27 protein-coding genes and 1 pseudogene are annotated in these 24,163 nt (G+C 54.2%); 20 read left to right on the top strand and 8 right to left on the bottom strand.

Features of this window, described 5'->3' with window-relative positions; translation table 11 throughout:
• Positions 1–4 precede the first annotated feature (4 nt).
• The 15 genes from LU633_RS11755 to LU633_RS11685 all read left to right on the top strand — a co-directional run bounded on the left by LU633_RS11755 (position 5) and on the right by LU633_RS11685 (position 9,206).
• Positions 5–1,054 (top strand): phage major capsid protein, P2 family, encoded by a 1,050-nt coding sequence (locus LU633_RS11755; RefSeq protein ID WP_016193214.1) that lies wholly within the window; start codon positions 5–7, stop codon positions 1,052–1,054.
• Between the two features lie 24 nt (positions 1,055–1,078).
• On the top strand, positions 1,079–1,936 hold the full coding sequence (gene gpM, locus LU633_RS11750) for a phage terminase small subunit (protein ID WP_040465938.1): 858 nt from the start codon (positions 1,079–1,081) through the stop codon (positions 1,934–1,936).
• A 96-nt stretch (positions 1,937–2,032) separates the two neighbouring features.
• Positions 2,033–2,557, top strand: a complete 525-nt coding sequence (locus LU633_RS11745; protein WP_016193212.1) for a head completion/stabilization protein — start codon at positions 2,033–2,035, stop codon at positions 2,555–2,557.
• Positions 2,557–2,757, top strand: a complete 201-nt coding sequence (locus LU633_RS11740; protein WP_016193211.1) for a tail protein X — start codon at positions 2,557–2,559, stop codon at positions 2,755–2,757. Before LU633_RS11745 ends, LU633_RS11740 begins: the two co-directional genes overlap by 1 nt.
• Positions 2,748–3,050, top strand: coding sequence for a hypothetical protein (locus tag LU633_RS11735; protein ID WP_016193210.1), 303 nt, complete (start codon positions 2,748–2,750; stop codon positions 3,048–3,050). The genes LU633_RS11740 and LU633_RS11735 overlap by 10 nt, the downstream gene beginning before the upstream one ends.
• Positions 3,034–3,579, top strand: a complete 546-nt coding sequence (locus LU633_RS11730) for a lysozyme (protein ID WP_016193209.1) — start codon at positions 3,034–3,036, stop codon at positions 3,577–3,579. Before LU633_RS11735 ends, LU633_RS11730 begins: the two co-directional genes overlap by 17 nt.
• The gene (locus tag LU633_RS11725) at positions 3,576–4,091 is read left to right on the top strand and encodes a DUF2514 family protein (RefSeq protein ID WP_016193208.1); all 516 of its coding nucleotides are present in this window, start codon (positions 3,576–3,578) and stop codon (positions 4,089–4,091) included. The genes LU633_RS11730 and LU633_RS11725 overlap by 4 nt, the downstream gene beginning before the upstream one ends.
• Before the next feature lie 4 nt (positions 4,092–4,095).
• Entirely contained in the window at positions 4,096–4,557 is a 462-nt protein-coding gene (locus LU633_RS11720) for a phage tail protein (RefSeq protein ID WP_016193207.1), read from the top strand.
• Complete coding sequence (locus LU633_RS11715) at positions 4,554–5,192, top strand: phage virion morphogenesis protein (protein ID WP_016193206.1); 639 nt, start codon at positions 4,554–4,556, stop codon at positions 5,190–5,192. The genes LU633_RS11720 and LU633_RS11715 overlap by 4 nt, the downstream gene beginning before the upstream one ends.
• On the top strand, positions 5,189–5,764 hold the full coding sequence (locus LU633_RS11710; RefSeq protein ID WP_016193205.1) for a phage baseplate assembly protein V: 576 nt from the start codon (positions 5,189–5,191) through the stop codon (positions 5,762–5,764). The genes LU633_RS11715 and LU633_RS11710 overlap by 4 nt, the downstream gene beginning before the upstream one ends.
• Positions 5,761–6,129, top strand: a complete 369-nt coding sequence (locus LU633_RS11705; RefSeq protein WP_016193204.1) for a GPW/gp25 family protein — start codon at positions 5,761–5,763, stop codon at positions 6,127–6,129. The genes LU633_RS11710 and LU633_RS11705 overlap by 4 nt, the downstream gene beginning before the upstream one ends.
• Positions 6,116–7,012, top strand: a complete 897-nt coding sequence (locus tag LU633_RS11700; protein WP_016193203.1) for a baseplate assembly protein — start codon at positions 6,116–6,118, stop codon at positions 7,010–7,012. The genes LU633_RS11705 and LU633_RS11700 overlap by 14 nt, the downstream gene beginning before the upstream one ends.
• Positions 7,005–7,619, top strand: coding sequence for a phage tail protein I (locus LU633_RS11695; RefSeq protein WP_016193202.1), 615 nt, complete (start codon positions 7,005–7,007; stop codon positions 7,617–7,619). The genes LU633_RS11700 and LU633_RS11695 overlap by 8 nt, the downstream gene beginning before the upstream one ends.
• The gene (locus LU633_RS11690; protein WP_016193201.1) at positions 7,609–8,610 is read left to right on the top strand and encodes a phage tail protein; all 1,002 of its coding nucleotides are present in this window, start codon (positions 7,609–7,611) and stop codon (positions 8,608–8,610) included. The genes LU633_RS11695 and LU633_RS11690 overlap by 11 nt, the downstream gene beginning before the upstream one ends.
• Positions 8,610–9,206, top strand: a complete 597-nt coding sequence (locus LU633_RS11685) for a tail fiber assembly protein (RefSeq protein WP_233485090.1) — start codon at positions 8,610–8,612, stop codon at positions 9,204–9,206. Before LU633_RS11690 ends, LU633_RS11685 begins: the two co-directional genes overlap by 1 nt.
• A 154-nt stretch (positions 9,207–9,360) precedes the next feature.
• Here LU633_RS11685 and LU633_RS11680 read toward each other — a convergent pair whose 3' ends face one another.
• From LU633_RS11680 to LU633_RS11655, 6 genes are read right to left on the bottom strand one after another with little or no spacing between them, the layout of a single operon-like run.
• The gene (locus LU633_RS11680) at positions 9,361–9,849 is read right to left on the bottom strand and encodes a phage tail protein (RefSeq protein WP_016193199.1); all 489 of its coding nucleotides are present in this window, start codon (positions 9,847–9,849) and stop codon (positions 9,361–9,363) included.
• 12 nt (positions 9,850–9,861) lie between these two features.
• Entirely contained in the window at positions 9,862–12,834 is a 2,973-nt protein-coding gene (locus tag LU633_RS11675; RefSeq protein ID WP_233485096.1) for a phage tail tape measure protein, read from the bottom strand.
• Entirely contained in the window at positions 12,821–12,976 is a 156-nt protein-coding gene (locus LU633_RS11670; RefSeq protein ID WP_072052871.1) for a GpE family phage tail protein, read from the bottom strand. Before LU633_RS11670 ends, LU633_RS11675 begins: the two co-directional genes overlap by 14 nt.
• A gap of 5 nt (positions 12,977–12,981) precedes the next feature.
• Positions 12,982–13,299: a phage tail assembly protein gene (locus tag LU633_RS11665; RefSeq protein ID WP_046372028.1), complete on the bottom strand. Its 318-nt coding sequence runs from the start codon at positions 13,297–13,299 to the stop codon at positions 12,982–12,984.
• Positions 13,300–13,347: 48 nt separating this feature from the next.
• On the bottom strand, positions 13,348–13,863 hold the full coding sequence (locus tag LU633_RS11660; protein ID WP_046372027.1) for a phage major tail tube protein: 516 nt from the start codon (positions 13,861–13,863) through the stop codon (positions 13,348–13,350).
• A complete protein-coding gene (locus tag LU633_RS11655) occupies positions 13,864–15,045 on the bottom strand; it encodes a phage tail sheath subtilisin-like domain-containing protein (RefSeq protein ID WP_046372026.1) in 1,182 nt (393 codons plus the stop codon).
• Between the two features lie 150 nt (positions 15,046–15,195).
• Here LU633_RS11655 and LU633_RS11650 point away from each other — a divergent pair, with 150 nt between their 5' ends.
• From LU633_RS11650 to LU633_RS11630, 5 genes and pseudogenes are all read left to right on the top strand, one after another.
• Complete coding sequence (locus tag LU633_RS11650; protein ID WP_046371821.1) at positions 15,196–16,332, top strand: phage late control D family protein; 1,137 nt, start codon at positions 15,196–15,198, stop codon at positions 16,330–16,332.
• Between the two features lie 38 nt (positions 16,333–16,370).
• Complete coding sequence (locus LU633_RS11645) at positions 16,371–16,619, top strand: ogr/Delta-like zinc finger family protein (protein WP_072052782.1); 249 nt, start codon at positions 16,371–16,373, stop codon at positions 16,617–16,619.
• 134 nt (positions 16,620–16,753) lie between these two features.
• Positions 16,754–16,915, top strand: a pseudogene (locus LU633_RS11640) (CoA pyrophosphatase); the annotation flags it as partial.
• Positions 16,916–17,280: 365 nt separating this feature from the next.
• Positions 17,281–18,645: an L-serine ammonia-lyase gene (sdaA, locus tag LU633_RS11635; RefSeq protein ID WP_016192647.1), complete on the top strand. Its 1,365-nt coding sequence runs from the start codon at positions 17,281–17,283 to the stop codon at positions 18,643–18,645.
• A gap of 244 nt (positions 18,646–18,889) precedes the next feature.
• Complete coding sequence (locus LU633_RS11630) at positions 18,890–20,452, top strand: EAL domain-containing protein (RefSeq protein ID WP_016192648.1); 1,563 nt, start codon at positions 18,890–18,892, stop codon at positions 20,450–20,452.
• Positions 20,453–20,682: 230 nt separating this feature from the next.
• Here LU633_RS11630 and LU633_RS11625 read toward each other — a convergent pair whose 3' ends face one another.
• Together LU633_RS11625 and rlmA are read right to left on the bottom strand one after the other, a co-directional pair.
• Positions 20,683–22,248 (bottom strand): TerC family protein, encoded by a 1,566-nt coding sequence (locus LU633_RS11625; RefSeq protein ID WP_016192649.1) that lies wholly within the window; start codon positions 22,246–22,248, stop codon positions 20,683–20,685.
• Between the two features lie 828 nt (positions 22,249–23,076).
• Entirely contained in the window at positions 23,077–23,904 is an 828-nt protein-coding gene (gene rlmA / locus LU633_RS11620) for a 23S rRNA (guanine(745)-N(1))-methyltransferase (RefSeq protein ID WP_016192650.1), read from the bottom strand.
• Positions 23,905–24,163: the final 259 nt, after the last annotated feature.

The following is a 24,163-nucleotide window of genomic DNA, read 5'->3' as shown; positions in this document are numbered from 1 at the left end:
GAACATGGATAACAATACCCGCCAGCTGTTTGATCGGTACATCGCCCGGCAGGCACAGCTTAACGGCATATCAACCGCCGCTGTTGCTGCAAAATTTGCCGTAGATCCGACGCGTCAGCAGCGCCTTGAGCAGGCCGCGCAGCAGGATGATTCTTTCCTGAGAAAAATTAACGTGTTTGGCGTCAACCAGCAGATCGGACAGAAAGTCCTGATCGGCAGTAAAGGCCCGATGGCTGGCGTAAACAACAGCGTCACCAGTCGCCGCAACCCTGGCTCTAATCATTCAATGGAGCCGCTCGACTACATGTGCCGCAAGGTCAACTATGACTACGGCATCAGCTACGAACAGCTTGATGCGTGGGCGCATATGCCGGAGTTCCAGCCGCTGATCAGCAAGGCGATGGCCCGTCAGATGTCGCTTGATCGCATCATGATTGGCTTTAACGGCGTGAAGTACAGCGATCCGTCTGACCGCGCTGCTAACCCGCTGTTGCAGGACTGTGGCACTGGCTGGCTGGAAAAAATCCGTCAGGAAGCGCCGCACCGGGTTATTTCTGATGTGACGATCACCTCTCGCGATGAAGATAACAAGGTTGTAGCGAAAGGCACCTACGGCAACATTGGCGCTGCGGTGTACGACGCCAAAAACACCCTGATGGATGAGTGGCACAAGCGTAACCCGGATAACGTGGTGATTCTGGCGGGCGACCTGCTGACTACCAGCAATTTCTCAGCCATCAACGCGTTAAGCCAGACCAACCCGAATACCGAAATGCTGGCCGGTCAGCTGATTGTCGCGCAGGAGCGCGTAGGCAACATGCCGACCTTCATCGCGCCTTACTTCCCTGTAAATGGCGTACTGATCACGCCGTTCAAAAACCTGTCGATCTACTACCATCGTGGCGGCCTGCGCCGGACGATCAAGGAAGAGCCGGAGTACAACCGTGTCGCAACGTATCAGTCTTCAAACGACGATTTTGTCATTGAAGACTACGGCAATGTTGCGTTCATTGACGGTATTCAGTTCGCCCAGGCCGAACCGGCAGGCGAGTGACAGAAGCGGCGGGGAGAAGTGACGATGTTAACACCGGCACAACGACATTTTCAGAAGGTCATGGCAGAACGCCGGGGCCAGGCGGATGAAGAATCCGATATCCAGCGCACTGCGCATGAGCAAATTCTGCATCGCCTGCGTATGGAATTGTCCCGCCTTAGCGGCGTGCAGTCCGAAGAAACCAAAGCTGAAATGAAAAAATCCATGCTGCCTGAATATGAGGGATGGATTGAAGGCACGCTCGACGGCGACAGCGGACGACAGGATGAAGTCATTACCCGGCTGATGGTCTGGGCGATTGACTGTCGTGATTATGCGCTTGCGTTGAGGCTGGGGCGCTATGTGGTGCGCCACGGGCTGACACTGCCGGATAACTTTAACCGCACGGCAGCAACATTCCTGACCGAAGAAATGAGTAAACCACTGTTGACGCTCGCGGCTGCTGATGCTGACGCTGATTTATCGTCCGGCATCGCTGTGCTTGACGAAGTGGCGGAGATTGTCGCCGACAGTGATATGCCGGATGTGGTGCGCGCCAAGTTGTGCAAGACCCGTGCGCTTGCCCGCCGTAGTGCGACTGATATCACGACCAAAGCGGAAGCGCTGGCGTTGTTCCGTGAGGCGCTGACGCGCAACCCCAACGCCGGGGTAAAAAAAGAGATCGCCACGCTTGCCCGTGACGTTAAGAAGCTGTCTGCCGATGGCGGCACGGGTGAAAGCGACGCGGCCAGCACCGACAAAACTGACGGTGCTGCAGAGCCTGTTACGGAAAAGACCACCGCCGCCAGCGCAGCAGGTAAAGCGACGGCGCGTAAAACCACGACCAGGGCGGCAACAGGCAAGGCGGCAACCCGCAAGCCTGCCAGCCAGAAAAAGAATTAACGACTTCGGCCCCGTCCGACAGGCGGCGCGGGTGGATATCTGCCCGTTTACGGTCTTTTAACCACCCGCCCACCGCCTGATTTATGGGAGATAAGCATGAGCAGCCTTGTGGCAAATAAGCGCGTGTTGCCTGCCGGGAGTGATACGCCCGATGTTGATGATGGTGATGCCACCGTCAGCGCCGGGGAATTCTGGCCGGTCATTAAACTGACCGATCTCCGTCTGGCCGCGCGCATCACCGGGGGTATCACCACGTCCAGACTGATGCACGTCACCACGGAAGCGGTAGCTCATGTCACCGCGCAGTTGCTGGACTGGCGTGCCGGTCAGGTCAGCGCAGGCTTTTACTCGCTGGAAGATGTACCTTCAGCCCTGCCATCAGGTGAGATGGAAAAGCTGATGATCAACGGTGAAAACGTGAAGGTGTACCGCTTCCGCCGTGCAGTTTATTCGATTGCCAGGGCGCTGGTCCTTGAGGGCTATCGCGACGTTGACACCACGGCGAAAGGCGACAAAGACGCCGCCGCGCTTGACCTGCAACGGGACGATCTCTGGCGGGATGCCCGCTGGAGTATTGCTGATATTCGCGGCGCGCCGCGACTCTATGCGGAGCTGTGCTGATGAAGGTTAAAGCGTTACAGGGGGATACGGTGGATTTGCTTTGCTGGCGTCACTACGGCACCACGCAGGGCGTGACCGAAAACGTGTTATCTGCCAATCCCGGACTGAGCCAGCAGGTTTTTCTGGATGCCGGTCAGGAGATTGAGCTGCCGGAAATCACCCGCAGTACACAACGGGAGACAGTACAGCTATGGGATTAGGTTTTTTTCAGCGCCTGAATGACTGGCTGACGTTCACCATGTCAGCGTTGGTAACGGGCATCGGTGTGATGACATTAAGCGAAAAAATAGCGCTGGCCGGGCTGCTGATCGGGATCGTTTTTGGTCTCCGTGGCTGGCTTTATCGCACGCGCATCGAGCGCGGCCAGCAGCGTCGCAACGATCTGATTAATCAGATCCTGTTACAGGCGGAACGCCATCCGCTCAGCGCTGCCGACAGTCGCGCACTTTCACTGCTGCAACAGGATGCCCCTGAAGATGAAAAAGCCTGTTAGAAAATGTGCGATTGCGGTCATCGTCGCGCTGGGTGCCACGTTCAGCCCCGCCACGTTGCGCACCTCACAGGAAACCCAGCAAAAGATAGCGGACTGGGAAGACTGCCGTAAAACCCCCTACTACTGCCCCTCCGGCGTGCTGACGGTCGGGATTGGCTCAACAGGTGGGGTTGAAAACCGCGAATACAGCGACAGTGAAATTGCCGGTCGCTGGATTAACGATCTGACGCGGGCAGAAAACTGTATTAACCAGAATTTTGAGGCGGCGTATATGCCACAGTCAGCGTTTGAGGCGATGACCGATGCGGCGCTTAACGTAGGTTGTACCGGCCTGATGTGGTTCACCAACGGGCAGGGCCGAAAACAGCGCACCACTATCTGGAAAAATGCCCGGTTACATGACTGGCAGGCGATGTGCAACCGCCTGACAGACTTTGTTAACAGCGCAGGTCAGCGCAGTCAGGGGTTGGTTAACCGCAGAACGGATTTCAAAGCCTGGTGCCTGCGTGATATGGAGAACACCCGGTGAAACCGACACTGACGGTAGCCGTAGTGCTCTGTGGTCTGGCCGTCTGGTGGTTCAGCCAGCAGCGTTATATGGCTGGGTACAGCAGGGCTGATGCTGAGTGGTCACTGAAATGGAAACAGCGTGATGCGGATGATGCGACAGCGCTGGCTGAACGCCAGGCAGAGGCCAGAAAAGAAGAACAACGCCGACAGGGTGAAATTGATGAGATCAGAAAACAGACCAGCCAGCAGCTTGCTGCCGTTCAGGCTGATGTTGATCGTGCCCGTACTGCTTCTCGTGGGCTGCACGACAGGGCCGGTAAACTCGCCAGGCAGCTGGCAGAACGTGAACGCACCTGCGGTGCCGGTACTCCCGGCAGAAGCGAGGCAGAAACCAGCGGAGCCATATTGCTCGCCGACCTGTTCCGCCGCGCTGATAAGCGCGCGGGAGAGCTGGCAGGAGAGGCTGACGAGGCAAGAGCCAGAGGGCTGGCCTGCGAAGCTGCCTATGATTCAATCAGCCGACTGAGGTAATACCATGCTGAAAGCAGATTCGCTGCGCGAAATGCTGACCCGCGCAAACACGTGGTGCAGGGCCAACCCTGAAGCCTTCACCGTGTTTGTGGAAGAGGGAAACATTGAAACGACCGGCGAAACACCGTCATTCATGTACCGTTATAACCTGGTGTTGTTTGTGATGAACTTTGCCGGTGATATTGATGATTTCACCCTGCCGCTGATGGCATGGCTCTGGCACAACCAGCCCTGCCTGCTGTTGAACCCGGATAAGAACCGGGACATTAAATTTACGACGCTCATTAACAACGATGACACCGCCGATATTCTGTTTGAAATGCCGCTTCGCGAGCGGGTGAAAGTCTCACTGGATGAAGACGGCATACCCCGCGCGGAGCATTTGCCGGAACCCAGGCCGCGCATCCCATCAGCGGATGGAGACTGGAGCACCGTCTTTGACGATGCCACATGGGAGGCTGCATGAATCAGGAACGTTTTCGTGAGCTGGATCAGGTGTTCAGCGGCATCCTGTCAGGTACCTCGCAGGCCGGACGTACCCTCACCGCGCGTGCTGTCGGGCAGGCGCTGAAACGCAGCCAGCAACAGCGCATCAAAGCGCAGAAAAATCCTGATGGTTCCCCCTGGGCTGCCCGCCGCCGCAGGGTGCTGCGATCCCAGCAGGGTATTGTATTTGTCTGGCAGGGTGAGATCCGACGCCTGAAAAACTGGCACGGCGGCCAGGGAAAGTACGGGCGCACCCTGACCGGCTTTGATGAAGAACGTAACGCCATCCGCACCTTCTACCGCAGTGATATTGAACGTTACATTGAGATAAACACGCGGTCAGTGCGCCGCAGCACTGCGAAGAAGGTGCCGATGTTTCAGCGGTTACGAGGTTATCGCTTTCTCAAAATGCGCGCTGACGGTGGCGGCACTTCTGTAGGCTATGACGGCGTGGCCGCACGTATTGCCCGTGTCCACCAGTACGGCCAGCGCGATCAGGTCGGGCCGGGTGCTTTTGCTAAATATCCGGTGCGTGAACTGCTGGGCTTTACCGCTGGCGATGACCGGATGATTACGGAACGGGTGATTAACAGCCTGGGGAGCGTCGCGCGATGAACGCTGAACTGATCCGCCTGCTGGAAAATATCCTCCGAGTGGGTGTCGTCAATGCCGTTGATGAAGAGAGCTGGCGCGTGCGCGTGCAAAGCGGCGAACTTCAGACCGACTGGCTGCGCTGGAGCGCCACGCGTGCCGGGGCATTCAGTCTCTGGGTGCCGCCTTCAGTGGGTGAGCAGGTCTTGCTGGGCTGTATTGGTGGCAACCCCGAAACGGCAGTCATTATCGGCAGTTTGTACAGCAACGATCACCCTGCACCGGGCAGCAGCCTGAAAGAGATGGTGCTGACGGCACCGGACGGTGCCTCTTTCCGCTATGACGCACAGACCGGTGCGCTGGAAGCGCAGGGCATGAAGACCGCACATATCAAAGCTTCTGCCCGCGTCACGCTTGAAACGCCGGTGGTGGAATGCACCGACCTTCTGAAAGTGCGGACGTTCGAACTGACGGAAGGCGGCACGATGAAAGGCAATGTGGCCCATTCTGACGGATCGCTTTCGTCTAACGGCAAGGTGCTGCATACGCACAAACACCCAGGTGACAGCGGCGGCACTACAGAGGCACCGCTATGACTGTTCGTTATACCGGCATGAACCCGGATGGCACCGGCCTGCTTACCGACAGCGATCAGCTGTGGAATTCCGTGCGCGACATCCTGACCACGCCGCTGGCAAGCAGGGTAATGCGCCGGGATTACGGCAGTCTGATCCCCGATTTGCTGGATGCCCCTCAGAATGAAGTGACACGCCTGCAATGTATGAGCGCCGCCGCGATTGCGCTGACGCAGTGGGAACCGCGCATCGCCCTGAGCGGTATCAGTATTAACTATTCAAAAGATGGCGCTGTTACCGCTGAACTGACCGGCATCATTACCGAAACCATGCAGGCGGCGGGCGGCGTGTTGACGCTCAGGAGTGGCAGCAATGGCAACGGTTGATTTATCGCAGCTACCGCAACCGCAGATTATTGAGGCAATGGATTTTGAAGCCATTCTCAGCGAGGTAAAAGCAGCGATGGTTGCAGCATTTCCGCAGGCACAGCAGGCATCTGTTACTGCCGCGCTGGAGCTGGAATCTGAACCGCTGAACATCATAGCGCAGGTGATCGCCTACCGCGTAATGGTGCTCATGCAACGGATTAATGACGGCGCAGCGGCGTGCATGTTGAGCCACGCGGTTTCATCCGATCTCGATAACCTCGCGGGCAACCTTGGCACCGAACGTCTGATTATCACCCCGGCAACGGCAACCACCGATGCGGTAACGGAAAATGACAGCGCATTACGATTGCGCGCGCAGGCGGCGTTTGACGGACTGAGCGTGGCCGGGCCAACTGGCGCATATGAATATTTTGCCCGCAGCGCCAGCGGCCAGGCGGCGGATGCGAAAGCAACCAGTCCGTCACCCGCCGTGGTGATAGTTTCCGTGCTGTCCACCGAAGGTGACGGTACGGCCAGTGATGAGCTGCTGGCAACGGTAAATCAGGCGCTTTCTGCTGATGACCGGCGTCCTGTCGGTGATCGCCTGATCGTACAATCTGCGGAAATCGTGAATTATAAGATAGACGCGCTGCTGTATTTCTACCCCGGCCCGGAGTCTGAACCCATCCATGCCGCCGCGCAGGCCGTGCTTCAGTCCTGGCTGAGTCAGCAGGGCAGGATTGGCCGCAACGTTGCGCGCTCTGCCATCATCGCAGCACTGCATGTTCAGGGCGTGCAGCGCGTGGAGCTGCTGGAGCCTGCCAGCGATATTGTGATTGACGATACTCAGGCGGCGCGCTGTGAGTCATTCACGATTACGGAAGGTGGCACCGATGAATAGTCAGATACTGCCGCCTTCATCCAGCGACTTTATGCGTTGCACCACTCAGGCCACGGAACGGCTCACCGATATCCCCGTCGATCTGCGCAAGCTGTGGAATACGAAAGATTGTCCTGTCGATCTGCTGCCGTATCTTGCATGGGCGCTGTCCGTTGACCGCTGGGATAAAAACTGGCCCGAACAGACCAAACGTCAGGTAACCGAGATGGCCTGGCTGGTTCACCGTCAGAAGGGCACCATCACGGCACTGAGGCGGGTTGTGGAACCTTTTGGCTATCTGCTGAGGGTAATCGAGTGGTGGCAGAGTGGCGAAGAGCCGGGCACCTTCCGGCTTGAAATCGGCGTGCAGGAGCAGGGAATTACTGAAGAAACCTGGTCTGAACTGGAGCGGCTGATTGATGATGCCAAACCCTGCAGCCGGCACCTGAAAGGGCTGTCCCTTTCGCTGCAATCGTCGGGGGTGGTTAATGCAGGTGCCGGGTGCTGCCTGGGCGATACGCTGACCGTGTACCCGTACTTTCCTGAAGCTACAGCCGTGGGCGGTCACAGTTATACCGGCGCGGCAGTCCATTTAATTGATACCGTGGAGATCGCAAGTGGCGACTAAATATTTTGCCCTGTTAACCAATATCGGGGCGGCAAAACTGGCAAACGCCACGGCATTGGGGGTGCAGGTTGAGATCACTCAAATGGCCGTGGGTGATGGCAATGGCGCGCTGCCGACGCCGAACCCGGCGCAAACCGCGCTGCTAAATGAACTACGGCGCGGTCCGCTTAATGCACTGAGCGTTGATCCGGACAATATCAGCCAGCTTATTGCAGAACAGGTGATCCCGGAGAGCGCCGGAGGGTGGTGGATACGCGAAATTGGCCTGTTTGATTCATCGGGCGATCTGATTGCCATAGCCAACTGTGCGGAAACCTACAAACCGCAGTTACAGGAAGGCAGCGGACGTGTTCAGGTTATTCGTATGATCCTGATCGTCAGCAGCACAGACGCGGTAACGTTAAAAATCGATCCGTCTGTGGTGCTGGCAACCCGTAAATATGCAGATGATGCTGTCATTGAAGTGAAGGCATATGTTGATCAACAACTGGCAGCCCATATTGCTGCCGTTGATCCCCATACGCAATATTTGCTTGAGTCAGATATTGATAAATATATCCCTGTGGGCTTCCCGCTACCGTGGCCGACAGCGACAGCCCCCGCAGGCTGGCTTAAATGCAACGGTGCGGCGTTTGATAAAGCCAAATATCCCGCACTGGCGGTGGCGTACCCCTCAGGCAGTTTGCCCGATCTGCGAGGTGAGTTTATCCGTGGCGCGGACGATGGTCGGGGCATGGATGCTGGCAGGTCTGTTCTTTCCGCACAGAATGATGCAATGGGTGTGAGCTATGCCTCTAACGGGTTGACGGTAAAAAACATTCTTGTACTGACTAATCGTACAGGTTCGGGAGCCGATGCCATTGATGGCCTGGCAGCCGGGGACGCATTCGCTGACGGTGGGCAAACTTCCTCCGCTCGTCTGTCTGTTCGATCAGCAAATGAAACCCGCCCGCGAAACATTGCGTTTAACTACATTGTGAGGGCCGCATAATGGCAACGGCAAAACTGAACAGCGAACTGATTTCCATTGAGGCGGGAGATATTACCGTATTTAACTACGATGGCGGGACCCGTGAATATCTTTCAACGTCTGTTGAGTGTCTTGCCCCGGGGGTGGGTATCCCTGCCAACTCATGTACTGACGCACCGGGTGAAAGCAAAAAAAAATTTGCTATTTGCCGTACCGCCGATTTGAAAGCGTGGGAATACGTTGCCGATCATCGTGGCGAAACGGTATACAGCACTGAAACAGGTGACGAAGTTTCCATTACTGCGCCGGGTGATTATCCGGAAAAAACCACTACGCCGGCACCATCTACGCCATACGATACGTGGAACGGCAGCGAGTGGGTGACGGATACCGAAGCGCAGCACGCGGCGGACGTGGAAGCGGCGGAGCAACAGAAAACAGCGTTATTGAGTGAGGGTCAGGCAACGATCGGCCTTTGGCAGACGGAGCTACAGTTAGGCATTATCAGCGATGAAGACAAAGCCAGTCTGATCGCCTGGGTGAAATACATAAAAGCTGTGCAGGCGGTGGATGCGCCGAAGGTGCCGGATATCACCTGGCCGGAAAAGCCGGAGTAGATTCTCATTCCGGCACGCACCACCATTTTCAACCGTGCTGGCCATGTGTATCGAGTACAGTCATTTTTAACGGTGCTGCAGTACAGTCAGTGATGGCGGAGTATCAAGAAAGACAAAGCGGGCAAATGCCCGCTTTAGTTTTATGTGGATGCCGTCAGAACAGGCCAGACAGCGTACTACTGGCAGAGTTATAAACGGTTGTTGCCTTATCCTTCAGGCCCAAAAGCAGATCGCCAACGGACGAGGCTTGCAGTCGTTCGCGTAAGTCTTCATCGCAGCGCTGAAAGCTGATCGAGAATGTTATTTTTTTCGCTTTCCCGTAGCGGTCAAACTCCGTATGCGTGGCCTGTAGCCCGGTCAGTACATACATCCCGTAAATCTGCCCCGCACCGCTGATGAGTGGCCAGGGACGCCCGGTGTATGCCTGCGTTGCCAGCACGGAGAGCGACACGTCACCACCCGTAATTTCAGGGTAAAGCACCCCGTCAAGGTTGATCTGCGTCTCCCCGACGCCGATGTACTGCCATTTTGCCGACCGGTTAATGCGGTCATTTTTCACATGCCGCCAGTTCAGTGAGTGCCGCAACTGCTGATACGGCAGCGTTTTCAGTTCAAAAACAAACATCCCAAATATCATCATCATAATGTTACCTCCTTAATCCCTGTCTCTGAAGCTTCCGCGGCTGAGTCGTTCACGCCGGGCCAGCTCCGCGTTGACCGCATCGGCGGCAATCCGGCCAATTTCGCGGGCGTCCTGTCGTTCAACGCCGTGAAGGTGTACGTGGATTTCCCCCGTAAAACCGCCCGTGTTAACCGGTGTACTGCTGGCGCTGCGGCTGACGGGCGGAAGCGGCGCCTGTTTGACAGGCAGCGATGCCACCGCCACGGCAGGCCGTGCGCTTAACCTGCTATTTCTGACCGTGCTGGCCAGTTGCGATTCCTGCCACCCCCCACGGACGGCCAGCGCACGCGGCAGGTTTTTAAACACGATATCGCCGGGGCCGATTTTCTTCGTGTTATCGGCTGTCACTTTGGTATTGCTGTCGATATTCTGTAACCGACGCAGAGTGCCGTTATCGTCGGTCAGGGGGGATGTGGTTTGTTGTGCTCCGGACGGAACGTTATTCACCTCAACTTTTTTCGGCGCAACCTTAGCGATATCTCCCTGAAGAAGGGCTACTTTGTCCTGAAGCACCGCCATGCGTTGTGCATCTTCGATCTTCTTCCTTGCCTTCTCAGCCTCATCAGGCAGAACGCCGAGCTTTTCAAGGATCCAGGCTAATGTATCCAGCAGCATTTTTGCGGGAGCCAGGACAAGCTGGAGCGCACCACCCAGGACATTGCCGAACACCTCACCGGCGCTGGCGCATTTATCCAGCGTTTCTTTGCTGGATTCCATTGGGGAAAGTAGAGATTTGAACCAGTTAAAGACCTGGCTAACAGCGCCGCTTATCGCATCAAAGATAGGACTGAACTGCGCGAAGGCCTCACGTAGCGGGGCCAGTCTTTCCATGATGCCGGTAAATACACCTGCAAAAAATGCTTTAAGAGGCTCCCAATAACGCCAGATGAGAACCCCGGCAGCAACAAACGCCGCCACTATCAGGCCAATCGGACTCAACAGCAGTGACAGCGCAGTACCCAGCACAGACACCGCAGCAGTGACCATGCTCCATATGGCCGGTAAACCCGTCAGGCGCAGGGCCAGCATCCCAGCCCGCTTAGCCAGCGATCCCAGCGCAGCACCGGGCGCGAGGACAGCCCCCATCAGCGCAACGCGCATAGCGGGCATGATGGCTGAAACTCCCCGCATTTTCCCTGCTAACGAGCCGAGAACTGGCCCCCATCCGCGCACGCTTGCCATTGCCGGGCCGGAGGTGGTTCCGAGTGTCCGGAAGGCGGCAATCGTTCCGGTTATGCCTCTGCCGCCCGTCAGCAGGGTAAAGCCCAGCTGAAGTTTCGCCAGCGGCCCCAGCAGCAGGCCAGTCGCCAGCGATGTGCCGCCAATGGCGACGGTCAGGGCCAGAACGCTGCCACCAACGAGCACCAGTGATTTGGTCAGTTCAGGATTTTTATCAACCCAGCCCTTCATGGTCGTTATGGCGGAAGTGAATGATTTCGCCAGCTGACGCAGCGGCCCGTCAAGCGTATCACTGACCGCAATACGAAAACCCTCCCAGGCGCTGGTCAGCTGCATCAGATCGCCCGGCAGATTGTCAGTCATGGTCCGCGCAACTTTCTGACTCTCTTTATTTTTATGCGCTCCTGATATCCCTTCATACAGGTCACTAAGATAGCCGTCACCCGCGCCCTCAATGATAGCCTGAAGACCAACAAAGCCCTGTTCACCCGCAATATCCTTGAGGAAACTGATTTTTGCAGGCCCGGTATATTTCGCCATTTTCTGCTGTAGCTCCAGCAGCAGTTCAAAAGGCTTCTTCATTTCACCCATTGCATTCACTGACTCAACGCCCAGCTCATGCATCGCCTTTTTGCCTGCCGGGGTTTGCACCGCCAGCCGTGACAGGCTGCGCCTCAGCGCCGTACCTGCATCGCCACCTTTGATCCCCATACGTGCCAGTGCGCCGGTCAGCGTGGCGGTTTCCTCCAGGCTGAACCCCATCGCCTTTGCCACCGGCCCGGTGTACTTCATGGTTTCGCCAAGCTCACGCAGGTTGGTATTGGTGCGGGTGAATGCCCCCGTCAGCACGTCGCTGACGCGATCCATTTCTGAGGCGGCAAGCCCAAACTGTGAGAGGATATTGGTACCGATATCCGCCGTTTCGCCCAGATCCAGATCGCCCGCCAGCGCCATATCAAGCACACCAGGCAAAGCTGCACGAACGGATGCTGGCGTAAACCCTGCCATTGCAAGAAAGGACTGTCCGCGCGCGGCGTCCGTAGTGGTAAACGCGGTTTCAGCACCCAGTTTTTTGGCCTGCTCGCGCAGTGCCGAGAAATCAGACGAGTTTTTATCGATCCGGGTCAGCGCCTGAACACGCGACATTTCCTTGTTGAAACTCAGCGCCGGAGCCAGAAAACGCCCGCCTGCGTAACCGGCAGCGGAAGCACCCGCAACGGCCATCGTGCCGCCTGCGCGCAGCTTACCCGCCGTTTGCTGCAACCGGTCATAACGTGCGCGTGCCTGCGTAACCGCTGCCAGCTGGCGGCGCTGGCGCTCCAGCGTCTGGTTATACTGTTCGGTGCGGCGAATGGCGCTCTGAATAGTCCTGTCGCTGCCGACCAGCGAAACGCCGTGGCCCTTCAGCGCCTGCGAGGCGGCGCGCAGTTTTACCATTTCCTGAGTACGTGTGGCGTTAAGCCGCTCCAGCTTTGCGGCCAGTGCTGCCATATGGGCTTTTTGCTTGTCTGTAAGCTGTGCACCATCCCGCTGCGCCTGATTCAACCCGTTAAATGCGCGGCTGGTTTCATCAATTTTTCGTGACGTTTTCTGTACGCTGTCGCGCAGGCGATTGAACGTGCGGGACTGACTGTCCAGGTCTTTAATGCCGGACTGCGTTTTTTTGAGGGATTCAGACAAACCGCCCGCACTCTGGCGGGCGGCATTGACCGGGCGGGTAAGTTTATCGATCGCGCTGAACGCGACGCGGATATTAAGGCTTTTCACTGTCACTGGCTCCACTTCGGACAGCCGCCCGCTCACGCCAGGCTATGACTTCGCCCAGCTCCATCGCGAAGACTTCAGAGGGCGGCCAGTTGAAAACAACGGCGATATCAGCAACCAGATCGTCGATCAGGTCGAACCGCAGGAGTGTTACTGATTCTCCGTCTCCGCCTCGTTCGATGCTCCAGACCCCGCAGGTGTCAAAAAAGGGACGAGCGCTTCTGACAGGCTGACGAAATCGCGGGTATCCATTTCGTTAATCTCAGTCTGTTTGAGGCGCGGTGACGTGACGCGGGTCAGCAGTACCGCCACCGAATCCACATCCATATTCATCACGTTGACCAGCTTTAGTCCACGCAGTGAACCAGCCTGTTTGATCTCATCTGTGATCGTTACCTGAGTAATTTTCTCATCGCCGCGAATAACGGGTTTTGCCAGCGTAATGGCGTTATCGTTTTTTTTGCTCATTGTTGAATGCTCCGGGCGGCACGGGTGTACCGCCACTTATCAGGTTAATCAGTTACCCATTCCCAGCGCAGACGTGATGCGGTCAGGGTAGATATTCTTGCCATCTTTCTTGTAGATGAAGTTCAGCAGATCAAACTCAAACACCGGCTTGTCGTCGATAGTAAGCTTGTAATAGGTGTTCTTCATGGTGTAACTGACGGAGGTGTCTTCTCCCTGCTTACTTTCGCCGCCGTCCATTTCGGTGATGCGGCCGCGTAGTTCAACCTCAACCAGCAGGCTTTCGCCATCGGTGTAATACTCACCAGCGAAGCGGAAACGGGTTTCATCGATATCCCCGCAGTAGTTCAGCAGCAGCGACTGAACCAGACCGCCAACCACCATCGTGGTGTCCAGTGCGCCACTGTCCAGACCGAGATCTACCGCAGCAGATCCAATCATCCCGCCGCCCTGAAAGTCTTCAGTCTTACGGGTCAGTTTTGGCAGCGTCACGGAAGAGACTTTGCCAATGCAGTTGCTGCCGTTCACAAAGCAGGTGAACAGGCGCAGTTTGTGAGGAACCGCCATTTATGCACCTCCCAGCGAAGAGAACGCCGATTCAAAGTATTCATCGGTGAAGGTTTGGTACATCGTCAGATCCTCCATCGGCGGAACTGGCGTATATTTATAGCGAATGCGCACCTGACCCTGGCGAAGCCCGGTTGTCGGGTTATCCAGGATATCAAACCAGCATTCAGCGCCGATTAGCCGTCCCTGCGTCACCAGCGAGCTGAGTTTTCCACTGATGCCGCTAACCACGTCCCTGACATTGGCCGGGGTCAGCGGCTCATCAACGGCTTCAAACTGCGCTTCTGCAATGCTGTCAGCCAGAATCTGTGCGGTGCGGGTATAAACCTCAAAGAGGTAATCACTGCTTTCTGTGGTCCTGTTGCCCCAGAACCGGAAACCGTTACGCTTGATAAGCGTCGTTACCTCCTTGTTGTTCAGCTCGTTCGCGTCGCTGTCTTCAGCCTGAAGCGACCAGAAAACGTCCTGTGAAATACCCAGCACGTTGCTGACTGCCACGTTAGACAGCGATTTATGCCAGCCCCGATCGTTATCAATCAGCGCCCGCAGGCCGCACGCATAGGCCGGTGCCGGGAAGGCTTCATTCACGCCGGTGAGCGGGTTGTAGGCGATAAAATCCGGCCAGATAAGCATCAGTTCGCGGTATGCAAATTTTGCCCGGTACGCGATGGCCTCTTTCATCGTTTTGCAGTCATGGCACCCGGCATAGACAAACGCCCGCAGGTTCTGGGCAATCACGCACAGCGCGGAGGTGACCTCTTCCGTGTCATACCCCGGCGCTGCCAGAATGCGCGGACGATACCCCACCTTCTGTTCCGCCGTCAGAAAAGCGTACATGCCGGTATAGCTGCCGTCTTCTGCCGTGCCGCCCATGATGAGCTGCGACTGTGTTTTGCTGCCTTCCTCATCCGTTGCTGCCGCCACGCGCACAACGATCACCTTCGGGCTGGTCTGGTCAGCGATGGCTTTCAGCGTTTTGTACAGGGAGCCGGTTTTACCCGCCTTACCCAGCACGTTGTTCACCCGCGTCAATAGCACGGGGGTATTCAGGGGAAAGGTTTCCGCATCGGCATCATCCGCCACGGCGACAACGCCAATGACACTGGAATCAATGTCATTGATAGCCGTCACCAGGTCGGTATTCTCCCGGACGCGTACGCCGTGGAAACGTGTCTCTGACATGTTCACCGCCACTATGTTGTTGAGTTCAGCGTCATAATCCCTCAGTTCTGCCGTCCACTCACGCCATTGCGGATCTGGCCGGACGGTGACAACAAAAACCGGTTTGGGATCGAACGCGCGCGTGAGATCGTCGCCAGAAAAGGAGAGGATATGGCACTGACAGACCTGGCCGAATCACTGAACAACGCTATCGGCAGTTATGACGATTCGCTGACTGAAGCGGTAAAAAGTCCGGGCTTCAGCGTCACGATGGGCGGCAGGGCGCTGACGCAGCTTGATGAACGAATCATGTCGCTGTCGCTGACGGATAACCGGGGCTTCAATGCCGATCAGCTGACCATTTCCGTTGATGACAGTGACGGACTGACCGCACTGCCGCCACGCGGCGCAGAGCTGGCCGTATCATTCGGCTGGCTGGGCGAAGCGCTGATTTATAAGGGACTGTATACGGTCGATGAAGTCTCACATGAAGGCCCGCCGGACGTGATCACCGTGACGGCACGCAGCGCGGATTTTCGTGACGAGTTCAACGTAAAACGGGAGGTATCCTGGCATGACGTGACCGTTGAGCGGGTTGTATCGGCTATTGCAAAGCGCTACGGGCTGACGGCACAGATCAGTGACATGCTGATGGAGATTGAGATAGACCACGCCGATCAGACGCAGGAAAGCGACATGTCTTTCCTTACCCGCATGGCGGAAATGCTGGGCGCAATCGCCACCGTCAAGAACGGCAGTCTGCTGTTTATCCTGCCGGGCGGCGGAGTCACAGCTACAGGCCGCGCGCTACCCTCCGCCAGTATCACCCGCAGCAGCGGGGACCGTCATCGTTTCCGTATTGCCGACAGGGATGCGTATACCGGCGTGCGCGCATACTGGCTGGATCTGAATTTTGGCAAAAAGAAAAAGGTCAGCGTTAAGCGCCGCAGACCTGCAAAGCCCAAAAAAGAGAAGAGCAGCAGCCGTGAGGGCGATTACATGGAGGGCGCAGACGGTAACGTTTATGTCCTGCGTAAGACTTACCAGAATGAGGAAGCGGCAAAACGCGCGGCGGCGGCAAAGTGGCAGCAGCTTCAGCGTGGTGCGGCAGAGTTTTCGATCACGCTGGCGCGTGGCCGCGCGGAGCTTTACCCGGAAATGCACGTCACGGTGAGCGGTTTTAAGGATGAAATTGATAATCAGGACTGGATTATCGCCCGTGCCGATCATGCAGTGGATGACAGTGGATTTACCACCCGGCTGGAACTGGAGGCAAAAATCCCTGACTGGATAGCGGAAACTGAATAGAATGTCATGGAGTTCAACTCCCCAGGGGAGCCATCATTATGTTCAGATGTCCATTTTGCGGCGCTATGGCCCGCACCCGTACCAGCCGTAAAATTACTGATATGACCATCCGGCAATATCACCAGTGTCAGAATCTGGAATGTAGCCGATCATTTACCACGCTAAACAGCGTGGAAAGGGAAGTCACAAAGCGAGCAGGCAACGCGCCGTTGCCGCCTGGCTTTATCCCGCGCGATGCGTTTCCGGCTTCACACTATGGCAGGGAACAGTTAAATCTGATGTTCTGAAGAAAAACCACTATTAATTCAATAATTTAATCAATTCCTAAAGCCCCGGCGACGGGGCTTTAGCTCGAAGTGTGGTCACATTGTGGACAGTGATGATATAAATCCTTTTATATCAATAAAATAAACACTTGACCCTCCCCTTACGGGAAGCTTTTGCACTGGCACGCTATTCCTCAGTGGACGTCTGGCGCAATGGCTTATCCCACCGCGTCTCGCTCTCCTGGTCTGGCGACTATTTTGTCTGGGGTATGACGGCCGGTATCATTCGACAACTGGGTCTGCAGGTGGCTCCCTGACAGACTTTACCCAACGTCTGAAGAATCGCTGTTTCAACCTCTTCCCGTCGGCAGAAAAGTTTTTTTGCCTGTCTTTAACGGTATCTGTTGATATTAATGTTAATCAGCGCCTGTAATGACTACAATAAATGAATACTTAACATTTCGTCACCATTTTTAAACAAGGCTTGCAGTACATTTTACAACGTGTCTTTTTCCCTGATGCAGCAAAGAATAAACAACGGACTCGTTAAGTTACACGATAAACACCTGCGATAATTTTTATCGGAAATCGATTAGTTTATTTCACGCGATGTTCTTTCGCTGGATGATTACTATTACCCCATCAGTTTCCGAATAGTTAAGGTTTACCGAGGATCAAAAGCGTGATTAGTGTTTTCGACATGTTCAAGATCGGCATAGGCCCGTCAAGTTCCCATACGGTGGGGCCGATGAAAGCAGGTAAGCAGTTTGTCGACGAACTGTGCAGTAAAGGCATTCTCACTGACGTCTCCCGCATTGCCGTGGATGTCTATGGTTCACTTTCCCTGACAGGTAAAGGCCATCACACGGATATTGCAATCATTATGGGATTATCTGGTGCTGCACCGGAAACAGTCGATATTGATGGCATTCCGGCATTTATTCGTGATGTCGAACAGCAGCAGCGTCTGCTGCTGGCAAATGGCAGCCATGAGGTCGATTTTCCGCGTGAGGGCGGCATGATTTTTCGCAGCGATAACCTGCCGCTGCATGAAAACGGCATGCGCATCAGCGCCTTTTGCGGTGACAGCCTGTTATTCAGTAAAGTGTATTATTCCATTGGCGGCGGCTTTATCGTTGATGAGGCACACTTTGGTCAGTCGGTGTTGAACGCCGTTTCCGTGCCCTATCCTTTCAATTCAGCCAAAGAAATGCTGGCTCATTGCCAGCAGACCGGACTGTCACTGTCCGGGATGGTGATGAAAAATGAGCTTGCGCTGCACAGCAAAGCGGAGATTGAGCGCTATTTCGCCGATGTATGGCAGAGTATGCGGGATTGTATCGACCGCGGTATGAATACCGAAGGTGTTTTACCCGGTCCGTTGCGCGTCCCGCGCCGTGCTTCAGCCTTACGTCGCCTGCTTGTTTCTTCTGACAAACTCTCCAGCGATCCAATGAATGTAATCGATTGGGTCAACATGTTTGCACTGGCCGTCAACGAAGAGAATGCGGCCGGAGGACGTGTGGTGACTGCACCAACCAATGGTGCCTGTGGTATCGTCCCTGCAGTACTGGCTTACTACGATCATTTTATTCAGTCAGTCAGCCCGGATATCTTTATCCGCTATTTTCTCGCCTCTGGTGCGGTGGGCATTCTTTACAAGATGAATGCGTCTATCTCCGGTGCGGAGGTGGGTTGTCAGGGTGAAGTAGGTGTAGCCTGCTCCATGGCAGCGGCAGGTCTGGCTGAACTTCTCGGTGCCAGCCCTGAGCAGGTCTGTGTCGCTGCAGAGATTGGAATGGAGCATAATCTTGGGCTGACATGCGATCCTGTCGCGGGCCAGGTGCAGGTCCCCTGTATCGAACGCAATGCTATTGCATCCGTGAAAGCGATCAACGCCGCAAGAATGGCCATGCGCCGCACCAGCGAAGCAAGAGTTTCGCTGGATAAAGTGATTGAGACCATGTACGAGACGGGAAAGGATATGAATGCAAAATACCGGGAAACATCACGCGGAGGGCTGGCAATTAAAGTTCAATGTGATTAAACATTAACCGCCGTCGTTTTAATCCCCCCTGCCTATAACGGCGGCCCCTCCTTTTTGTCCTGTCATCCGATGATCAAGTCGCTGTTCATCGTGACAAAACCACGGTATTTTCTGTCAACAGTGAGTTAGCCACGCTTTACGCTGAATCCGCACTCAGGCCAATTAAGACTAAACTTAACGCTGATTTTGCCGATATCAGGGGTTTGATTTCTAAATTATTACTTCAATCACAGGGTGATGACCGATGCAAGTGTCCCAGGAGGTTTTCGGACAGTATCGCCGCAAGCGCTTATTGATCGCTTTAGCGGTTTCAGCTTTAGTGCTTATCCTGACATTATCCCAACGTTTTTTTGAAGAAAAAAGTCGGATTGAAAAACAATCGCACACCTTCGCCGGAAATGCCATTCAACGATTTGATCGCCTTTTTTCACCACTTGAAGTGGCTGCCAGCAATACGCTTCGCCTGGTCGGGCTGCCCTGTGATGAAGTGCGTTTTCCTCTTATTGAAAAGCTGGCTATGTTGCAAACGGTGCGCTCAATCATTCTGGTTGATAAAGATATCCTGTATTGCTCAAGCATATTTGGCCACGGTGCCACAACGTTCAGTAGTCGCTATCCTGAACTGGCCGTCAATAATCAACGAATGATGCTCAGTATTGACGATCGTATTCTGAAAGGTTCACCCATTTTGCTACTCTGGACGCCCCAGGATACCGACAACCATGCTGGTATTTTGCAAGTCATTAATATCGAGATGATAAGCAACTATCTGCTTGAACCGACGTTGCCCTGGGTTGAGCGCGCGATTATTAACGTTGCCGGTAAAAGCCTAGAATATGGTAGCCAGCGACTTGAACAGACGGTCCCCTCAAATAACGAAATCAGCTATCAGGAAGCATCGCTGCGTTACCCATTCAGCATCACCTTATTTGGCCCGGCACCCGCACGACTGGCGCTGATCACTCTGCCTTCCCAACTGCCGCTGGCATTACTGCTAAGTTTGCTAACCGGATATATCATCTGGCTGGCGACCGCAAACCGGATGAGTCTCGCCTGGCAGATTAGTTACGGCATTTCCACTCGGGAATTCATGGTTTACTGCCAACCGCTGATTAACTCCCGAAGCCGTGAGTGCGATGGCATCGAATTACTGCTTCGCTGGCATAATCCCCGGCAGGGCTGGGTTCCGCCGGACGTATTTATTCCACTTGCCGAACAGCACAATCTTATTGCGGCACTGACTCGTTTTGTGCTCAGTGAAGTCGTTCGTCAGCTGCCCATGCTGCCAACCAGCCCTAATTTTCACATCGCAATCAATGTCGCTTCCGGGCATTTTCACGAGCGTGAAATTATTGATGACCTGCAAGAATTATGGTGGCCTGCCAGCCCGCGCCCACAATTAATCGTTGAGCTAACAGAGCGCGACGCCCTCCCCCTGGTGGATCAGCGTGTGGTGTCTCATTTGCACAAAATTGGCGTGAAGCTGGCGATTGATGACTTTGGCACCGGTCATAGTTCTCTTTCCTATTTAAAAACGCTGAATCCTGACGTGCTGAAAATTGACAAGGTCTTCACCGCCGCCATCGGCACAGATGCTATTAATGCCACGGTAACAGATATGGTTATTTCTCTGGCACAGCGTCTGAATATCAGTCTGGTAGCTGAGGGCGTCGAAACAGCGGAACAGGCAGAATATCTGCGCGAGAGAGGTGTTGACGTGTTGCAGGGATACTTTTACGCCCGACCTATGCCGCTCGGTGATTTCCCGGAATGGTTGAATCAGTACAAAACGACGCCAAGACAGTAAGTATTCGCCCTGTGCAACAAGAGTTATTAGTACAGCCCTCTTAACGAGAACCACAACACCGCGCCTGGGCTGCGGTTATATCTGACACTCTTCTCTTACCTGCATCACACATCTCTGCAAATTATTCATTCGCATAAAGCCATTGGGTTAATCAGGTGTTGAACACGCCCACTGGACGTGGTTTTAATTTACCAGTATAAAATGGGCCGTCCTTAACGACCCGTTGGGTTTTATTCTTCGCTCTGGTCATCTTCAGGATCGCGGTCACGAGTAACCCGAACCAGGTCGATACGATAGTCCGTCGCCTCTACAATCAGGAATTCTAGTGGTGGCAGTTGAATGGTTTCGCCAACCAACGGCAGTTGACCTGTCTGAGCAATCAGCAGCCCGGCCAGCGTGGCATGATTGTCACCTGGATTTACCAGCACATGCGTATTGAGACATTGCTGTAACGAATGCAAATCAGTCCCGCCTTTCACCAGCCAGCCCTCACCATCGGCAACGATATCCGGTGTTTCATCCTCATCCGGGAATTCCCCCGCGATTGCCTCCAGCACGTCCAGCGGCGTAATAAGCCCCTGCACCACACCAAATTCACTGGTCACCATAACGAAACTACCCTTAGCGCGGCGCAGTACGCCCAAAAGATTAATGGGATCCAGGGTATCAGGAATAATGACAGGCGGAGTGGATGCCGCAAAGGTGGCCACGTCCATGCCGTGCTCCAGTGCAACAAGTAACTCTTTAGCGCGTACCACACCAATAATCTCATCCAGTTCTCCGCGACAAACCGGAAAAAGACTGTGGGGCGTATCTAACAGCTGAATACGAATCTCATCGACCGGACGTGCAGCATCAACCCAAGAGATATCCCCGCGCGGCGTCATGATACTGCGCACGGAACGAGAGGCCAGTGTTAACACGCCGTTTATCATGTAACGCTCTTCATCTTTGAACGCTTCCTTTGGTGGGCTGAACGCTCTGTCTTTTCCTTCAGCAGACTGTTCTTCCGCGTCACGATCTCCGCCCATCAGGCGAAGTATCGCCTCTGCGGTGCGCTCACGCATCGGCTTGCGGGCCTGATTACGCATAAAATTAACGCGCGCAATCTGATTAAACAGCTCAATAAGAATCGAAAAACCAATCGCTGCGTAGAGATACCCTTTAGGAATGTGGAAACCAAAACCCTCTGCAACCAGGCTCAGACCAATCATCAACAGGAAGCTCAGGCACAACACCACGGCAGTAGGATGCGCATTAACAAAGTGAGTTAACGGTTTTGACGCCAGAAACATCACGCCCATCGCAATAATAACTGCCGTCATCATCACCGCCAGATTGTTTACCATACCGACAGCGGTAATTACAGCATCCAGTGAGAAAACGGCATCCAGTACCACAATTTGTAATACCACCGCCCAGAAACTGGCGTAACCCTTATTGCCCCCCCCTGAATGATCGCGGTTTTCCAGTCTTTCATGCAGTTCCATCGTGGCTTTGAAAAGCAGAAACAGACCACCCACAAGCAGAATCAGATCGCGACCAGAAAAACTAAACTCGCCCACGCTGAAAAGTGTCCGGGTTAAGGTCACCATCCATGAGATAAGCGATAACAGCCCCAGGCGCATAATCAGCGCCAGTGAAAGACCAATAAGCCGTGCGTTATCACGCTGTTTAGGCGGTAATTTGTCAGCAAGAATGGCAATAAAAACCAGATTATCGATCCCAAGCACAATCTCAAGAACAACCAGCGTAAGCAGGCCTGCCCAGATTGAAGGGTCTAAAAGAAATTCCATCAGAGACTCCGAAAAAGGGTAAGGCCAGATGCGATAATTGTGCACAAACTCGCATAGCATAAGGCAACGCTGGATAAATGGGGAAGTTCGTCAGATGACGGGATGATACTGGCCGATAAACCCGGAGAGGTGATTAAGCGACGTCGGTGACGATCCATAGGGAGGGCTGATGCCCGTTACTCCTGTGTTAAATAAGAAAGGCTACTGTAATAAGACATGCTCTGTACGTCAAAATATTTTCTTACATTTACATTGTCTTAACCACACTGGCACCGTCATCAAAACAAAAAACATCCATTCACCTCTGAATACTGGAACAGGACTACGGGCATTATTTACACGCTGAATAAAATAGTTTTGGCCCTGGCTTACCAGACAGAAAACAATTTTGTCCGGTGGCGGAATCAGCAATTTATATTTCCTCTTAATGCGTTATCCCATCCGGCTCCCTGACAGATTACTAAAAAAGACAGGCCGCGTGACCGACTCAAATCATCTCGCAGTATGTGCTGAAAGTTTATGCATCCCGGCTTTTGTAGAGAACGCAGGTTCAGGCACAAAACGCTGGCGGGTATTTATATCGATACATGATCGGATTGCGGAAAAACCAATAAAAACACTGAGAAGCTGTGTACAGAACAGTGAGATGCTAAAGAGTGAATTTCACACAGGGTGAAAACGTCGAAATCTAAATTCAGGACCGCTGCCCCGACAGAAATTCGCAGCAACGTGCTTATCCCCGTCGACCTGATGAGACAGCGTTCTACCAGAATACATGTTGATAAGAATAATAATGATGCCAGCATCGGCCCCATACTTTGGGAGATGCTACTGACACATAATGTTACGCTGCCACACGCGCAGCGTGAAATCAGTTTCGCAGTTAAACTCACTGGAGGTTGCCAGTACGCCCCATACTTCCGGGCGAGCGCGCCAGGCAAAAGGGGTCATTTGTAGCAATTGCGCCGACTCTTCGCTGTTTAAGCTCAATGGATAATTAAGTGAATGCTGCTCAACAAGAGTGAAGCATTTCATCTGTTCAGGTGTGTCGTCATGCAGTCTCACATCCTGATAAATCAGTTCCTTAAACTGGATTAAATGGCGCGGGCCCGGCGTGACGGTCAGTACAATTCCCCGGTCCTTCACCACCCGTTCCAGTTCTTCTGCATTGCAGGGAGCATAAATTCTCAACACAGCATCAAAAGCAGCGGAGGTAAAAGGCAGGCGATGACTTGAAGCCACGCAAAATTCGACATTGTGATAACGTTTGGCTGCAAAGCGCACGGCAGCTTTTGAAACATCCAGCCCGTAAACTAATGCTTCACTACGTGCCTGAAGCTGCATGGCGACTGCCTGCGTGTAATATCCTTCTCCACAGCCAATATCCAGAAGATGAAGCCCGGTGGACGGTAAATGCTGTTCAAGTAGTTCACAAACTTTATGTTGCAGTGGCTGATAGTGTCCGCTGTCAAGGAACTCACGCCTTGCAAGGATCATATCAGCACTATCACCGGGCTGGCGTGAACGTTTATGCTGCACCGGAAGCAGATTAACATACCCTTCTCTCGCCCGATCGAACTGGTGCCGGTTTTCACATCGCAAAACAGCGGCTTCCGCCAGCAAAGGCTGATGACAAAGTGGGCACTGGTATGGCATGACACTTCTCCGGCAGAATTAACGGCGGCAGTGTAACGGAATCCATTGGCGCGAGGCAGCTTTTATTCACACGGCAGTAAAACGGCCATTATAAGCAGTAATGTTGTTCACATTATCAAGAGGAGGCCATGACAACTCAAGGGCTGAAGTGCTCGGGGATTTTGTCAGGTTTATATTCAAAGGCAACAAGACCAACGATGGATGCTGATAAAAAACTTCATCAAATACTGCTTTAATGATTGTGCGATTTTTCACAAGG

It is taken from the genome of Erwinia tracheiphila (genome assembly GCF_021365465.1).
GTDB lineage: Bacteria > Pseudomonadota > Gammaproteobacteria > Enterobacterales > Enterobacteriaceae > Erwinia > Erwinia tracheiphila.
This window is presented reverse-complemented; position numbering and strand designations above follow the sequence as displayed.